Here is a 15,779-nt window from a genome sequence, read left to right on the forward strand (position 1 = left end):
GTGCAATGTCCAGCCCCCGTCTGCCTGATGTGGGAAGACCCGCGGCCGGGGCCGCGGGCCCCCTCCACTCAATGCACGAAGGTGAACCAGTTCAGGTTCACGAAATCCGCGGGCTGACCACTGGTGAACGTCAGATACACGTTGTGCACGCCGGTCACCGCGCTGATGTTCGCCGGCACGGTCCGCCAGCTCTGCCAGCCGCCGGTGTTGCCGACCGCGAAGCTGCCGATCGGCGCGTTGGACCGGCTGTCGAGCCGCACCTCGACGAGCCCGCTGACGCCGGCCGCCGCCCCGGACGCGACGCGGGCCTGGAAGTTGGTCGCCGCGCTGCTGCCGAAGTCCACGTTCGGGTAGAGCGCCCAGTCGCCGTTGGCCACCGCGCCGATGTTCTGGCCGCCACCGCTGTCGGAGGTGGCCTCGGTGATCACCCCGGACTGCTGGCTGAACGACTCGGCCTGGATGGTGCTGTAGGCGCTGCCGCCGCCGGAGGGCGGCGTGGTCGTGGTCGGCGGGGTCGTCGTGCCGCCACCGCCGCCGCGGGTGGTCACCGTGACGTAGTCGACGACCATCGGGTGGCCCGGCACGATGCCCGGCCCCGGCGTCGTGGTGCCGGAGTTGTTGTTCGGGAACGCGCCGCCGATGGCGAGGTTGAGCAGCACGAAGTAGCCCTGGTGGGACGTCATGTTGGCCCACGTCGTCGCGTCGAGCTGGTTCTGGCTCACCGAGTGGAACTGCTGGCCGTCGACGAACCAGCGCAGCACCTGCGGGCTGGTGCTCGCGTCCCATTCGAAGCGGTAGGTGTGGAAGGCCGACTGGCAGCTGCTGCCCGGGCAGGCGCGGTTCGCCGGGAGCCCGGTCGTCTCGTTGCACGGGCCGCCCGGGTTGACGCCGCAGTGCAGGACGCCCCAGACGGAGTTGATCCCGTTGACGTTCTCCATGATGTCGAACTCGCCGATGGCCGGCCAGTTCCACCAGTTGCCGCGGTAGGGGCCGCCGAGCGCCCAGAACGCGGGCCAGTAGCCGAGCGCGGCCGCGCCGGTGACGTTCGGCATCTGGATCCGGCTTTCGATCCGCATGACCCCGCCGGACGGCGGCTTGAAGTCGGTGCGCTGGGTTTCGATCCGCGCCGACGTCCAGTTGCCCGCGCTGTCGCGCAACGGCGTGATGCGGAGGTTGCCGGCACCGTCCTGCGAGAGGTTGCTGGTGCTGGCCGTGTAGTTCTGGATCTCCCCGGTGCCCCAGTTGGCGGGGCCGCCTGGGTAGCTGTGGCCGGTGTCGACGATCCAGTTGGCGCTCGAGGGGAGCGTGCCGGCCCCGCCGGTGAAGTCGTCGGCGAAGACCGTGGTCCAGCCCGATTCGGGCGGCGGGATGGACGCCGCGGCGGGCAGCGTGAGGGGGATGGCGATGAGCGCGGCGCCGAGCACCGCACCGAGGGCGAGTCTGCGGGAGTGGGGCATCGGGGACGACCTCCTTGTCGACCGGATTTGTTGCCGTTCACAACAAAGCCCGTCGACAAGGAGACCTGACACCCCACGGTGATTCCAGAGGCGTTACCGGGGTTGAGTGATTCAGGTCACAAACTCTGCCCGGAAGTACTCGAATCGGACATCGACGTCAGAGGCCGAACCGGGACCACGCCGCCTTCTGCGTCACCGCGTCCAGGACCGCCGACGCGGCGGCCGGGGCACCGAGGCCCAGGCGGGCCAGCAGGGGCTTCTTCGGCTCGGCCACCGAGATTTCCGCGTCCGGGTAGCGCTCGGTGATGATCTGGCGGAGGCTGCCCAGCCCGTCGACCAGGCCGAGTTCGGCCGCCTTCGCGCCGAGCCAGACGTCGCCGGTGAACAGGTCTTCGGTGTCCGTCAGGCGGTCGCCGCGGCGTTCCTTGACCCAGTTCACGAACAGCTCGTGGAGCTGGGCGTGCATCTTCTTCAGCCACTCGACGTCTTCGGGCTTCTCCGGCGAGAACGGGTCCAGCCGCGACTTGTTCGCGCCCGCCGTGTGCAGGCGGCGCTCGATGCCGAAGCGCTCCAGCAGGCCCGTGAAGCCGAAGCCGCCGCTGATCACGCCGATCGAGCCGACCATCGACGTGCGGTGGGCGTAGATCTCGTCGGCCGCGCAGGCCAGCCAGTAGCCACCGGAGGCGGCGACGTCCTCGCAGAACGCCAGCACCGGCACGCCCTTCTCGTCGGCCAGCTGGCGGATCCGCTCGGCGACCAGCCCCGACTGCGTCGGCGCACCGCCCGGGGAGTTCACCAGCAGCGCGACCGCCTTCAGCCGCTCGTGCCCGAACGCCCTGGTCAGCGCCGACTCGACGGCGGCCAGGTTGATCGCGCCCCTGGCCAGCGGTGACGGCGACGGCGTGATCACGCCGTGCAGCTTCACCACGGCCACGACGTCCTTGCGCTCGACCCGGTCGGCGAGCACCGGGATCCGCGAAGCCAGTTTGTCCGTAACGCTCATACCGCCAGGCTAGCCGGATTTTTCGGGGGTCCGGGTGGCGAAGCCCCCGGCCCGTGGCGGAGCCCCGGATGTCACAGCCGGGATTCAGCCCATGGGGAGGATGCCGGAGCGGGTGCCGTTGACGCCGTTCACCTCGGCGCCGTTCAGCTGGGCGGGACCGCCCTGGGCCGGCACGTCGGCGTCGCCCGTGTCGTTGTCGGCGCTGTAGTCCGGCATGTTCGGCCGGACGCCCGGGACGAACTTCGGGACCCGCAGCGTCACCTTCATGCCTGCCCCGGGCGCGGTCTCGACCATCACCGCGTAGTCGCTGCCGAAGACCTGCTGCATGCGCTGGCTGATGTTGCCGAGCCCGACGTGCGCGCCGGTGCTGTGCGCGTTCTTGACGTCACGCAGCCGCCGCGGGTCCATGCCGATGCCGTCGTCCTCGACGCTGATCAGCGCCTCCGTGCCGTAGTCCTGCGCGATCACCGTGACGCAGCCGCCGCTGGGCTTGCTGGCCAGTCCGTGCTTGACCGCGTTCTCCACCAGCGGCTGGATGATCAGGAACGGCACGACGACGCTGAGCACCTCGGGCGCGATCTTCATCCGCACCTCGAGCCGGCCGCCGAAGCGGGCGTTCTCGATGGTGAGGTAGCGGTCGATGTTGCGCAGCTCCTCGGCGAGCGAGGTGAACATGCCCGACGTCCGGAACGAGTAGCGCGTGAAGTCGGCGAAGTCCTGAAGCAGCTCTCGCGCCTCTTCGGGGTCCGTGCGGATCAGCGCGGAGATGGTGTTCAGCGCGTTGTAGACGAAGTGCGGCGAGATCTGGGCCCGCAGCGCCTTGATCTCGGCCTGCTGGAGCTGGTGCTTCGACTCGTCGAGCCGGGCCAGCTCGAACTGGGTGCAGACGAACTGGGCGACGGCGTCGGCCATCTGCACCAGCCGGCCGCGGGTCCGGCCGACGACGATCAGCGCCGCCTCGGTCTCGCCCTCCACCAGCAGCGGCACGATCACCGCGGTCTTCATCCGGCAGGTGCCGCGGTGGTTGCACGGCATCCGGTCGTGCGCGACGACCTCGCGGCGGTGCTTGCGGATGGCCGCGCCGATGGCGTCGACGAGGTCGACGTAGTGCTCGTTCGCCTCGCCGTCCCAGGACAGCAGCGTGCCTTCGCTGTCGGTGATGCCGACGGCAACGCAGTCGAGCATCTGCAGCAGCTGGGTGGTGATCTTGTCGGCGGCGTCCTCGTCCAGGCCCGAGCGGAGGTTCGGGGCCGCCTTCGACATCCGGTGGACCGCCTGCAGCATGGCGTCCTCGACTTCACTGCCCGGTTTGCGCAGTTTTACGACAAGGACGATCACCGTGACGCCGAGCAGCGCCACAAGGACCCACGGGACGATCTGCGCAAGCGGGAACCCGGACACGGCGTCCATGCTCTGCGCTCGACCGACCGGGTGCAAGGCCTGATCCCACTTTCTGTCCAACAGCGATGACCGAGAGTTGACGAGACCCTACCGAGCGTCCGGAAGCGGCTACTTCAGCAGGCGCGACATCCGGCGGTCGGCCAGCGGCTTGCCGCCGGTCTGGCAGGTCGGGCAGTACTGGAACGACTTGTCGGCGAAGGATATTTCGCGGATCGTGTCGCCGCAGACCGGACACGGCAGCCCGGTCCGCGCGTGGACCCGCAGGCCCGACCGCTTCTCGCCCTTCAGCCGGGCCGCCTTCTGCCCCACCGACCGCTCGACGGCGTCGGACTCGATCTCGTGGATCGCCTCGGCGAGCGTCTCCAGCGCGCCGTCGTCGAGCTTGCCGATCGTGGCGTACGGCGAGAGCTTCGCACGGTGCATGATCTCGTCGGAGTAGGCGTTGCCGATCCCGGCGAGCAGCGACTGGTCGGTCAGCGCCCACTTCAGCCGGGTGTTCTTGCTGGCGAAGAGCTCACGCAGCTGCGCGGCGTCCACGGCCAGCGCGTCCGGCCCCAGCCTCGCCACGCTCGCGATCTCCTGCGGGTCCTTGACGATCCACACCGCCAGGCCCTTCTTCGTGCCCGCTTCGGTGAGGTCGAAGCCGGGCCCGGTGGCGGACTCGAGGTGCACCCGCAGCGAGATCGGGCCCTTCCCCGGCTTCAGCGGCGCCGCGGCGAGGCCGTCGGACCAGCGCAGCCAGCCCGCGCGGGCCAGGTGGACGACCAGGTGCAGGTCGCCGGCCACGACGTCGAGGTGCTTGCCGTGGCGGGTCGCGCCGGTGATCTCGCGGCCGTGCAGCGCGGTGTACGGCGGGGTCGCCGTCTTGAGCACGCTCAGCGATGCGACATCGATGCGGAAGATCGTCCGGCCCACGGCGTTCTCGCGCAGGTGGTGAGCCAGTGCTTCGACCTCGGGTAGCTCGGGCATGGCTCCATTGTCCTACTCGACCGGGTGAAGCGGCCCGTCGAAGTCCGGCAGCGAGTGCCGCTGGATGGTCTTCGAGATCTTCTTGACCTCGCCCTGGACGGTGAACATGCCACGGATGGTGCCGACCCAGCGCTCGGACGGCCGGTCGCCCGTCACGTCGCCTTCGGTCTCCGCGACCACGGTCCACGGGCGGCGCAGGATCCACCGCAGTGGGAAGAACAGCACCACGAGCAGCAGCGCCAGCAGCACCCACGCGGGCACGTTGACCTGGTCGGGTGTCCACACGATGAGGATCACCGCCAGCAGGGCCGTGACGACGATCATCGCGATCCCGGGCCCGTAGCTGCCCGCGACGTCGTGCTCGAAGTCGTCGGCCGTCGCCGGTGCGCGCCATTCCATCTGGGCACGGACCACCCAGTCGCGGCCGTCTTCGCCGCGTACCAGCCGGTTCATTCAGTTGCCTCCCGGGGCGCCCGCAGGGTGAGCGCCTCAACGGTACCGTGCCGGGGCTCACCCGCGCGAGGGAGGAACCGGACATCTCGCCCGGCGGAGGACATCACCGCTGATCAGGAACCCGACGGCGCGGCCGCAGCCGGATCCGCCGGTTCGCCCGACCCGGTGACGGCCGATGCGCCGGCCGGGCACGGCTTCTCCGAAGTCGGCGTCACGGTAGTCGGTGTCTCCGCGGTGGGTGTCTCGGTGGGCGGCGTTTCCGTGGTCGGCGTTTCCGTGGTCGGCGGCTCGGTCTTCCCGGTCTCGTCGTCCTTCGGTGCGGGCTTGTCCGCCGCGTCCGACGACGGCCCCGGTTTCCCGGTCGGCGACACCTCGGGCGCTTCGGCGTCCTCCGGCACGGGCTCTTCGGTGGACTCGGTCGTCATCGTCACGTCGGGCCTGGACGTCGTGTCCAGCCGCGGCGACGTCGCCGGGTGGTCGGTCGCCATGAACGTCGACGACGTGAGGTCCTCGCGCGGGACCGGCTGCTCGCCGTCTCCGGCCACCTCGCCGACCGGGACGTCCCCGGCCACCGGCAGCTGCGGCACCTCGTTCGCGGCGGCCTGCCGCTCCCCGCCACGCGCCCGCGGCGGCACCGCGCCACCGGTGCCCCGGCCGTTCAGCACGCCGATGCCGATCCGCGGCTCCGGCGGCACCTGCGGCGGCGGCTGGTGGTGCGTCTCCGACGGCGGCACCACGATCAGCTCGGGCGCCCCGCCGGGCAACCCGATGTCCTGCACCGGCCCGGACCCGAACAGCACCGGCCCGGCCGCGACGCCGACGGCACCGACCGCGGCGGTCGACGCCAGCGCCAGCCCGATCTTGACCTTCGAACCGACCAGCACGCCCTTGACCGCGGCACCCAGGCCGGCCAGCACCCCGCTGCCGCCCGCCGACGCGGCGGCCGGCACCAGCAGCACCAGCACCCCGGCGTGCGCCCGCAGCGACGAACAGACGTCACGCAGCTCGTCCTGGGTCGCGCGGCACGACGAGCAGCCGACCAGGTGCGCCTTGATCCGCTCGGCCTCGGCACCGGTGACGCTGCCCGCGGTGAACCCGCCGAGCTTCTCGACCACGGCCCGGCACGAATCCGGCCCGCGGCTCACCGAAAGGTGCGCCTGCAGGTACGCCGCACGCAGCCCCTGGCGGGCCCGGCGGGCCAGCGCGGCGGTCGCGTTCGCGCTCAACCCGAAGTGGGGAGCGACCATCGCGGGCTGCTCGCCCTCGACCTCGGTCTGCCACAACACCGTCCGCCAGCGCTCCGGCAGGCTGGTGAACGCCGTCGTGATCAACGTGTGCTCGGCCGTGCGGGCGTGCGTGTCGGCACCCGCCCCGGCCCGGAAGGTCAGTTCGTCGTCGGAGACCGGGACGTCCCGGCGCGCACCGTGCCACTCCCACGACACCCGGCGGGCCACGGTGAGCAGGTAGGCGCGGACGTAGTCACGGGGACCGGCACCCCGGCGGAGCGCCTGCAGCACGCGGAAGAACGTCTCCGCGGTGATGTCCTCGGCTTCGGACCGGTCGGCGGCCAGGCTCTGCGCCAGCCGGCGGACCGCGGCGGCGTGCAGCTCGAACAGCTCCCCGAACGCGGCGTCCTCGCCGTTGCGCAGCCGTTGCAGCAGTGCCTGCTCGTCGGATTCCGAGGCCGCTGGTGGCGGCACCGTGCCCAGCTCGGTCATCCGGCCCGGCACCTCCTCCCCGAAGGTCTCCCCATTCGGTCGAATGGAGACACCATACGGAGCGAATCAGCCGTCGTCACCCCTTGTACGCCAGCTGTGACACCGAAGCACCGGTCCGACGGGAGGGGACCCCGGTGACAGACCCCTCACGCCGACGGTATAGAGTTCTCCCCATCAGCAAGACAACGCGGATGTAGCGCAGCTGGTAGCGCATCACCTTGCCAAGGTGAGGGTCGCGGGTTCGAATCCCGTCATCCGCTCGCAAGCAAGAGGGCTGTATCGGAAAACACACCGGTACAGCCCTCTTGCTATTTCACCCAAGGGGCTGAGGCCGGACCCCACGGTGTTCGCGGGGCCGGATCAGAGTTCGTAGGTGTCCAGGACCGTGGGGGCCACCGGGGTCAGGTGGGGGTCTTCGCGCTCGGTCACCTGGCCTCGGGCCATCCGGTAGACGCGGAAGTTGTTGTCGTTCTCCGTGTCCTGGTCGTCCCACGTGTAGAGCAGGCCGTAGGAGCCAGGGGCCAATTCGCCCGCGCGGGTGAACAGCGTGAGCAGTTCGGCGGCCTGGCCGCCGTGCTTGTCGAAGCCGCCGAAGTGGAGCATGGGGATCCCCGCGCTCCAGCGGAGGTCGACCAGGTCGAGTTCGGCCGCGTCGCGGATCGCGCGGTGCACGCGGTCGACCAGGCGCTCCAGGAGCGCCGCGTCGTCGTCTCCGCTCGCGGTCGCCTGGATGGTCACCCAGCCGTGATATTCGAACACCCGCAGAACGGTAGCAAGAGATCGGCAGCGGGTTCAGCGGGCCAGCGCCGACGGCTTCCCGTCTCGGCGCAGCACGTTCTCCAGCACGCCTTCACCCAGCCGCTCGAACGCCGGCACCAGCTTCTCGCCGAACACGCAGAGCGTCCGCTCCCACGGGTGGCCGAGCGTGCCGAAGGAGAAGTCCGACGCCAGGAACAGGTGGTAGTCCGCGCGCGGGAACACCGGCACCGGCCAGCGGGCGCTCCCGGACATCAGGTGCGGCCGGATCCGGTAGGACTGGTGCTGCCAGTGCAGCGCCCACATCCAGTCATCCGGGCCGCACACCTCGCGGAACGCCGCCAGCGCGATGCCCGCGAGCAGGTGCTCTTCGACCGCGTACGGGCCGAGGCGGAACTCGGCCGAGGCGCGGTCCAGGTCCCCCGGCGAAAGGTCCCAGGTCCGCGACGGCACCGGCTCGCGGAAACCCGGCCAGGCGTTGGCGTAGGTGCTCGGCCAGAACGCCAGCTTGTCGTAGACCCAGTACCAGGCGGGCTCGTCGACGACGCGGGAGACGGCTTCCCAAGCAGCATTCACGGTTGAGACCTTCGAGTCGGCCAGGCGCGGAAGAACACGCGAAAGCTTCGTGTTCGGCCTCCGCTTTGTCCAGTCCCCGTCCGCCCGCCGCGAACTGTGTCACTCGTCCGGGTGGGTTCTGCCAAGTTGTCACCATGCGGGTCCTCTTCGTCCACGGCGCGTTCGTCCGCGACGGCGCCTGGTGGTGGCAGCCGACGGCCGACGTACTCGCCCGGCACGGTCTGCGCAGCTCAGCGGCAGTGCTGCCGAGTTGCGAGGCCGAGCCGCGGGGCGATCTCCACGACGACGCGGCGGCCGTCCGGGCCCTGCTCGACGGCTCCGACGAACCCGCCCTGCTCGTCGGTCACTCGTACGGCGGCATGGTGATCACCACAGTGGGCGATCACCCCGCGGTCCACCGGCTCGTCTACGTGACGTCGTTCCTGCCGGACGTCGGCGAGGCACTCGCGGACTTCGGGACGGGCGAGCCGTCGCCGTGGCACCTCAGCCACGGCGACGGCACCGCGAGCGTCCGGGAAGAGTTCGTCCGGCCGCTGTTCGCCCAGGACTTCGACGACGCCACCTACGCCGCGGCCGCCGGCCGGCTCACCGCCCAGAACGAGGCGGTGTTCGGCCAGCCGGCGACCCGGGCGGCGTGGCGGACCGTCCCGTCGACCTACCTCCTCTGCGGCGAAGACCGCGCGACGCTGCCCGGGACCCAGCGGGCCCAGGCGGCGCGCGCCACCGACGTCGTCGAGCTGCCGGTGGCGCACCACCCCTTCGTCACCCGGCCGGACCTGGTGGCCGAGGTGCTGCTCAGGCCGCGTCCCACAGGGTGAGGAACGCCGACGCCTCGCTGCGGGCCCAGGGCCGCAGCCGGGCCCGGTCACGCGCCGAGAGCTGGTACTCCTTCGCCCGCCGGACGTCGATCACCAGTGCCTCCCCACCGGGCAGGATGTCGGGCATCGCCTGCTCCAGCACCCACAGCGCGAGCTGCGCCGAGTCCTTCGCCAGCGGCTCCTCCTTGAAGTAGAGCCAGGTCGCGTAGCGGCGGCCGTCGCTCTTGCGCAGCCCCATCTGCGGGCTGACGCCGATTTCGAGCTCCCCGATCCGGCACCGCCCGCGGCCGACGTCGACCAGCTTCGGCGACTTCCGGCCGAGGTACCGCAGCCAGCCGTCGGCGATCGCCGCGTAGTGCGGTTTCGTCCGCTCGTCGGCGGCGTTGACGAGGGCGCGCAGCGCGACTTCGTCCTGGTTCGCCGCCCGCCCGGACCGGACCGCGTTGGCCGCCCGCCGGTAGTAGTTGAACGCCGCCCGCGCCGGATCTTCGTACTGACGGCGCTGCCGCCGGACGAACGACGACCGCGACGGCCCGGAACTCGCGCTGTAGCCCACGAACGTGGACAGGGTGATGTAGGCCATGGCCCTGCCTTCCTCCATCACGCCACCCGCGGACGCGGGCGGCATCTCCCCTGGACAACGCCAATTTTAGAACATATGTACGACAGTTTTCGGGGTCCTGAAGGGTGACGCGGCGGAAGTCTCCCCAAATCGGCGGTCGTGCGCTAAGTTGCCGATCAACCTCAAACCGCAACCTTGCCGGTCGGCAGGACGTGCCAGACTGATGCCCCGAACGGTGGATGGGGGTCCCAAAGGATGAGCTGGCAGGACGAGCTGCGCCGTCTCGACGCGGATCTTGCCGCGGGGCGCATCGGCGCCGCTGACCACCGCAAACAGCGGGACGAGCTGCTCGCCCAGGCGTCCGGGGCCACCGTGGCGTCACCAGTGCCCTCGCCGTTGCGCCGTCCGGGTGAAGGCTGGCGGAGCACCAACCCGGCGAACCACCCCGCGCCGTCCCAGCCCGCGCCGCCGCCGCAGCGCATCGAGTCGCCGCGGTACGCGCCGGCCACGCCCCCGCCACCCCCCGCGCCGCCTCCGCCGTGGCAGCGCACCGGACTGCCGAAGACGCTGTCCGCGGCCCAGGTGCAGGCGATCCCCGACCACATGACGACCGCGCCGAGCCCCGCCGACATCGTCCCGACCCGCTACCTGCAGGTCGACGGCCCCGGCGAGCAGGAGTTCGGCCGCCGGTTCCCGCCGATCACGCCCCCGGGGGGCGAGTCCGCGCCGCGGCCGCGCGACGCCGAGCCGGCGACGCCGGCCGGCAAGCACCGGTTCCTCTCCGGCGACGGCGAAGAGGACGGCTCCTCCCGGCGGACGTGGCCGTTCATCGCCCTCGGCGTGCTGGTCGTGCTCGCGCTGATCGGCGGCGCGACGGTGTGGCTCGGTGACGACGAACCGAAGTCCGACGCCCTGTCCACCCTCGTGCCCACGCTGCCGCAGCCGCCGGCCGCCGCCGCCCAGCCGCAGCTGGAGGACCAGGTGCCGCCGCTGCCCGGCATGCAGTACGCCGGCAGCTCGACGCTGTCACTGGCCAAGGGGCTCGACCTCAACCTGTACCCGAAGGAAACCGCGCAGATCTTCTCGCAGCACGGCGTCACGCAGCTGGTCTACCGCGGCTCGTCCACCGGGGACCTGGGCTACCTGGCCTTCGCGGTCCCGACCAATTCGCCCGAGGACGCGAAGGCCGTCGTCGACTACCTGCGTGCGGCCGCGAGCTCCGGCGGCTTCTCCCCGCTGGCCGATGACGACAAGGTCGTCACCGGCCGCAACGGCGACCGGCGGATGGACGGCACCTGGTACACCTCGGGCAAGGTCGCCATCGTGCTGTGGGTGTCCCAGCCGTTCGGGAAGAACCGCAACGAGCTGAAGGCCGGGCTGGACAACGCGCTTTCGGTGTTCCAGAAAGCGCTGCCGCCCAGCTGATCAGGCCGGCCGGTCGAGGAGACCGGCCAAGGTGTGGCGGGCGACGTCGGCTCCGAAGAGGCGGTCCACCACGGACTTGCCCGCTTCGGACAGCCGCTGCCAGAGCTTGTCGTCCTCGAGCAGCGTGACGATCTCCTCGGCGAGTTCCTCGGCCGACGCGCCGACGAGGACGTCACGGCCGTGCGTGAGGTGCATGCCCTCGGTGGCCAGCGGCGTGGCGACGACGGGCACTCCGTAGGCGAGGCTCTCGCCCAGCTTCCCCTTCACGCCGGCGCCGAAGCGCAGCGGCGCGACGACGACCCTGGCCTCGCCGTACGCGCTGTCGAGGTTCGGTACCCAGCCGCGGACGACCACGCCTTCGCGGGCGAGGTCGAACACCTCCTCCGGCGGGTTGCTGCCGACGATCCGCGCCACGGCGTCCGGACGGCGGCGCCGCACGAGCGGCATGATCTCGGTGGCCAGCCAGCGGGCCGCGTCCCGGTTGGGCAGGTGGTCGAAGCTGCCGACGAAGAGCACGTCCGCGCGCCCGTCCGGGACGGCGAGCGCGCCGTCGGCGTGGTGCACGTTGGACAGCACCTCGACGCGCGCCGACGGCACGAGCTCACGCAGCAGCGCACGCTCCACATCGGACACCGTGAAGGTGACGTCGGTGGCGCGGGTGAGGCCGAGCTCCGACTCCCGCAGCACTTCCGCCCGCCGCCGCAGCGTCAGCTCTTCCCGCGTGTCACCGAGCCGGGCGGCCAGGTCGGCCTGCCGGTTGAGCCGGACGAAGTGGAGGTCGACGGTGTCGTAGGCGATGACGCAGTCCGGCGCGTGCTCGCGCACCTGCTCCAGCAGCTGCCAGGCGACGTGCGGCCGCGAGAGGATCGCCAGGCGCAGGTCGGGTCCGGCGTCGCGGAGGAACTCCTGCTGCTCGCCGAGTCCGGTCACCACCGTGACGCCCGCCTGGTACAGCGCGTGGGCGTACGGCTCGGGAAGCGCGTTGTTGAGCGGCATGAACACAACCCGGTGGCCGAGGCCGACGAGCAGTTCGAGGATGCGGAACATCCGCACCGAGCCGGAGTCCTTGTCCGGCATCGGCACCTGGTGGTCGGCGACGAGCACGGTGCCGCCGCGGTGGCCGTCCTGCGTCCGCTGGCGCCCGGCCCAGACCGCGCGCGGGCTCGCCTCCGGGAAGTGGTCGCGCAGCTGGACGCTCCACTTCTCGACGAAGACCCCGCGGTTGAGTTCCTGGTGCCGCTTCACACCGGACGAGACGTCCGTGCCGTTGGTGATGCCCTCGTGGTGCACGACGACCGACGCGGGCTGGACCACCGTGCGGAACCCGGCCGCCCGCACGGCGAACGCCAGGTCGGTGTCCTCGTAGTAGGCAGGCGCGAACCGCTTGTCGAAGCCGCCGATCCGCTCGAAGAGGTCACGCCGGACGAGCAGGGCCGCGCCCGAGCAGTAGTCGACGTCCCGCACGGACTGGAACCACGGCGTCTCCGCCGACTGCAGCCTGCCGTAGTTCCAGCCGGTGCCGTCGGCCCAGATGATCCCGCCGCACTCCTGCAGCCTGCCGTCCGGGTAGACCAGCTTCGACCCGACGAGACCGACGTCGGGGCGCGACTCCACCACGGCCACCAGCTCGTCCAGCCAGCCCGGCCGGACCTCGGTGTCGTTGTTGAGGAACATGATGTGCTCGCCGCGGGCGTGCTCGGCACCGAGGTTGCACGCGCCGACGAACCCGAGGTTCTTCGGGGCGCGGACCAGCCGCACCCCCGCGCAGCCGGCGACGCGGTCGGCCGAGTCGTCGCGCGAGGCGTCGTCGACGACGATCACCTCGAACGGCGTCGACGGCAGGTGCCGCTGGATCGAGTCGAGGCAGCCGCGGGTGAACGGCCAGTTCCCGTAGACCGGGATGACGACGCTGACGATCGGCTGGTCGCTGGTGGTGACCGCGACCGGCCCCGGCACCGGCGGGGTGACCGGCAGCGAGCCCGCCTGGCGCCCGAGCGCCGTCTCGTAGAGGTCGCGGCGGCGCGTGCCGCGCGGGGCGAACTTCTCGATCGACCCGCGGTACTTGCCGATCACCCGCTGGGCGATGGCGGACGTCTCGGCGCGCAGCTTCGCGTTCTCGGCGGCGAGCCTGCCGATCGTCTCGTTGAGCCCGGCGTTGTTGCCCGCGAGCCACTCCAGCCGTTCGCTGTCGTAGCCGTTCTTGCGCTTGAGTAGGTGCAGCTCGTCGGAGGCGCGCCGCCGCTCCTCGCGGGCGCGCTCCGCCTGCTCGATCGCCTCGTCGCGCTCGGCCGCGGCCCGGCGTTCGGCGGCGGTGACCTCGGCCAGCTCGGCGGTCAGCCGGCTCTCGGCCGCCGCCGCGCGCTCGCGCTCGGCTTCGGCGCCGGCCAGTTCGGCACGCAGCCGCCCGGTTTCGGCCGCGGCGCGGGCGACCAGCGTCAGCTTCGGGTCGACGAGCGCGGACGTCGAGGGCACCTCGACCGGCTCGGCCGACGCGACGGAGACGAAGTAGGTGTGCGGCGCACCCGGCTCGACGACCCAGCCATCACCCTCGCCGGGCTGCAGGGTCAGTACCTCGGCGCCCGCTCCGGCACCGCCGTCGTGGATCAGCGAGCCGACGGCGACGTTCTGGCGCAGCACGACGACGTGGGCGAAGCTGCGCGACAGCAGCGACCGGAACGCCGGACCGGTGAGCTCGTGGACGTGGTACGGGTTCTCGTTGCCGTGGTCGTGGCTGTAGACCTCGGTGTCGGGCGTGCTGCACAGGAACACCCCGCCCGGGGCGAGCCGGTTGCGGACCAGCTCCATCAGCCGGTCCTGCTCCTCGACGTGCTCGATCGCCTCGAAGCACGTGATGACGTCGAACTCTTCGCCCTCGAGCGCCGACGGGTCGGTGATCGACCCGACTTCGAAGCGCAGCCCCGGGTAGGCGCGCCGGGCGTGTTCGACGGTCACCGGGTCCAGCTCGAGGCCGACCACCCCGGTGGCCGAGCGGGCCATCAGCGCGCTGCCGTACCCCTCGCCGCTGGCCAGGTCGAGCACGCGCTTGCCGGCGGCGAACCGGGCCGCGAACGCGTAGCGGTGGTAGTGCTCGTAGATCACCTGGAGGTCGTCGGTCCACGGCACGCACCGCTCGCCGGTCCACTCGATCAGGCGCTCACCGTTCGTCCCCTTGCCCATGGCGGGCAGATTAGCCGCCCGACCAGGGCCGCCGGGGCCGCCCTCACCTTTCCAGCAGCCGCAGCCCGACCAGGATGTAGGACAGCGTCCGCCGATCGGCGCCGGAACCGGCGGTGATCGACCAGTCGGCGTCGAGCGAGAACCGGACCTGCCGGTGCGCCGCGATCCGCACCGGCACGACCTGCTCGACGAGCCCGGGCCCGACGTCCGCCTTCGCCACCGCCTCCCCGTCGACCGCGATCGTCACGCTGCCGTGGTCGGCGGAGTCGTCCGGCAGGTAGGTGCGCAGCTCGACGGCCTCGACCGCGGCCGTGGTCAGCAGCGGGAACTCGGCCGACGGGCCGGCCCAGTCGTCGTGCTCGACGCCGTTCATCCGGCCGGTCACGACGCCGGCCCCGCCCACCAGCCGTTCCCCGGGGTTCCCGCCGGGCCGGAACGAGACGCGGCCGGCGGGGTCGACGACCCGCGTGTCGCGCACCGACCGCTCCGGCGTCCGCGCACCGTGCACCCGCAGGGGCTGCGGCGCCGGGTGGAACAGCGCGGTGAGGTGCGTCGGGCTGACGATCCCGAGGTCGACCAGCGTGTCGTCGAGATCGCCGAGGTGGTCGAGCAGCCGCACGTCGGCGGGGTCGGCCAGGTCGAGGTTGGGCCCGTAGATCCGGTCGACGAACGGGTCGATGACGTTGGCGTAGGGCAGGAAGAGGCTGGGGTGCAGGTACTCGAGCAGCACCGGCAGGACGTCCTGGGCGCGGATGCCCTCGAAGCCGTCGGCCGCGCAGTCGATGTCGACGAACCGTTCGTCGACCTCGCCGGTCAGTGCGTTGCGGCGCAGCCGCGCCGGCAGCGTCGCCCAGATCCGGTCGACGACCTCCAGCGCCTCGGGCCAGCGGCGGTGGCCGTTGCGGCCGATCATGTCGTGCACGACGAGCACGCCGTCGGGGTCAAGCCCGTCGCGGATCTGGCCGTAGAGGTGTTCGAGGTCGAGGACGTGGTGCAGGGCCTGGAACCCGACGACGACGTCGTGCGCGGCGTCCGCGCGCCAGGTGTTGAAGTCCGCGGTGATCAGCTCGACCCGATCGGCGACCCCCTGCTCGCGGGCGGACGCCTCGGCGCGGGCCTGCATGTCGGGGTTCAGCTCCAGCAGCCGCAGCCGCACGTTGTGCTGCCCCGATTCCGCCAGCGTCCGCAGCCAGCCGAGCTCCTGGTCGCCGTTGCCGCTGCCCAGGGAAAGCACGACGACGTCCCGGTCGAGCCGCTGCGCACGGGCGCCGATTTCGCCGGTGATCAGCTCGCCGATGCCGGGGACGCCGAGGGCCTGGAGCTTGGGCAGCATGTGCCGCGCGGACCAGTGGTGCGCCGACTCCGGCAGGTTGCCGTGCACCTCGACCTGACCGGCGAAGGTCTCGCGTTCCCTGGCCAGCCGCTGCTCGTAACCGGGTCCTCGCCCACCGCTCATCGCACGTT

The 15,779-nt window shown here is 71.6% G+C and carries 13 protein-coding genes and 1 tRNA gene; 3 read left to right on the forward strand and 11 right to left on the reverse strand.

The window, feature by feature from the left end:
• Positions 1 to 68: 68 nt before the first annotated feature.
• The 6 genes from ABZX11_RS00570 to ABZX11_RS00595 all read right to left on the reverse strand — a co-directional run bounded on the left by ABZX11_RS00570 (position 69) and on the right by ABZX11_RS00595 (position 7,001).
• On the reverse strand, positions 69 to 1,457 hold the full coding sequence (locus ABZX11_RS00570; RefSeq protein ID WP_354908561.1) for a glycoside hydrolase family 16 protein: 1,389 nt from the start codon (positions 1,455 to 1,457) through the stop codon (positions 69 to 71).
• Positions 1,458 to 1,614: 157 nt separating this feature from the next.
• Positions 1,615 to 2,460: a S49 family peptidase gene (locus tag ABZX11_RS00575; RefSeq protein WP_354908564.1), complete on the reverse strand. Its 846-nt coding sequence runs from the start codon at positions 2,458 to 2,460 to the stop codon at positions 1,615 to 1,617.
• 84 nt (positions 2,461 to 2,544) lie between these two features.
• Positions 2,545 to 3,870: a histidine kinase gene (locus ABZX11_RS00580; RefSeq protein WP_176173736.1), complete on the reverse strand. Its 1,326-nt coding sequence runs from the start codon at positions 3,868 to 3,870 to the stop codon at positions 2,545 to 2,547.
• A gap of 99 nt (positions 3,871 to 3,969) precedes the next feature.
• Entirely contained in the window at positions 3,970 to 4,830 is an 861-nt protein-coding gene (locus tag ABZX11_RS00585) for a DNA-formamidopyrimidine glycosylase family protein (protein WP_354908567.1), read from the reverse strand.
• 12 nt (positions 4,831 to 4,842) lie between these two features.
• Entirely contained in the window at positions 4,843 to 5,283 is a 441-nt protein-coding gene (locus tag ABZX11_RS00590; protein ID WP_086842855.1) for a DUF983 domain-containing protein, read from the reverse strand.
• Between the two features lie 113 nt (positions 5,284 to 5,396).
• Complete coding sequence (locus ABZX11_RS00595; RefSeq protein ID WP_354908570.1) at positions 5,397 to 7,001, reverse strand: sigma-70 family RNA polymerase sigma factor; 1,605 nt, start codon at positions 6,999 to 7,001, stop codon at positions 5,397 to 5,399.
• A 187-nt stretch (positions 7,002 to 7,188) separates the two neighbouring features.
• Between ABZX11_RS00595 and ABZX11_RS00600 the strand changes: the two genes are divergently transcribed.
• Positions 7,189 to 7,261 (forward strand) — tRNA-Gly (locus ABZX11_RS00600).
• A 100-nt stretch (positions 7,262 to 7,361) separates the two neighbouring features.
• Here the strand turns inward: ABZX11_RS00600 and ABZX11_RS00605 are convergent.
• Positions 7,362 to 7,760: an immunity 7 family protein gene (locus tag ABZX11_RS00605; RefSeq protein WP_176173739.1), complete on the reverse strand. Its 399-nt coding sequence runs from the start codon at positions 7,758 to 7,760 to the stop codon at positions 7,362 to 7,364.
• Between the two features lie 33 nt (positions 7,761 to 7,793).
• Entirely contained in the window at positions 7,794 to 8,333 is a 540-nt protein-coding gene (locus ABZX11_RS00610; RefSeq protein WP_176173740.1) for a DUF2716 domain-containing protein, read from the reverse strand.
• Between the two features lie 134 nt (positions 8,334 to 8,467).
• Here ABZX11_RS00610 and ABZX11_RS00615 point away from each other — a divergent pair, with 134 nt between their 5' ends.
• The gene (locus ABZX11_RS00615; RefSeq protein ID WP_354908573.1) at positions 8,468 to 9,151 is read left to right on the forward strand and encodes an alpha/beta hydrolase; all 684 of its coding nucleotides are present in this window, start codon (positions 8,468 to 8,470) and stop codon (positions 9,149 to 9,151) included.
• On the opposite strand, the gene ABZX11_RS00620 is transcribed toward ABZX11_RS00615, so the two are convergent.
• Positions 9,129 to 9,734 carry a hypothetical protein gene (locus ABZX11_RS00620; RefSeq protein ID WP_354909183.1) on the reverse strand — a complete coding sequence of 202 codons (606 nt, stop codon included), beginning with the start codon at positions 9,732 to 9,734 and terminating at the stop codon, positions 9,129 to 9,131. The two genes, ABZX11_RS00615 and ABZX11_RS00620, sit on opposite strands and share 23 nt — an antisense overlap.
• Positions 9,735 to 9,968: 234 nt before the next feature.
• On the opposite strand from ABZX11_RS00620, the gene ABZX11_RS00625 reads away from it, so the two are divergent.
• Positions 9,969 to 11,138, forward strand: a complete 1,170-nt coding sequence (locus tag ABZX11_RS00625; protein WP_354908575.1) for a hypothetical protein — start codon at positions 9,969 to 9,971, stop codon at positions 11,136 to 11,138.
• Here the strand turns inward: ABZX11_RS00625 and ABZX11_RS00630 are convergent, their stop codons facing one another.
• Together ABZX11_RS00630 and ABZX11_RS00635 are read right to left on the reverse strand one after the other, a co-directional pair.
• Positions 11,139 to 14,315 (reverse strand): glycosyltransferase, encoded by a 3,177-nt coding sequence (locus ABZX11_RS00630; RefSeq protein ID WP_354908578.1) that lies wholly within the window; start codon positions 14,313 to 14,315, stop codon positions 11,139 to 11,141.
• Between the two features lie 43 nt (positions 14,316 to 14,358).
• Positions 14,359 to 15,771: a class I SAM-dependent methyltransferase gene (locus ABZX11_RS00635; protein ID WP_354908581.1), complete on the reverse strand. Its 1,413-nt coding sequence runs from the start codon at positions 15,769 to 15,771 to the stop codon at positions 14,359 to 14,361.
• Between the last annotated feature and the right edge of the window lie 8 nt (positions 15,772 to 15,779).

The organism is Amycolatopsis sp. NPDC004169 (assembly GCF_040610315.1).
Lineage (GTDB): Bacteria > Actinomycetota > Actinomycetes > Mycobacteriales > Pseudonocardiaceae > Amycolatopsis.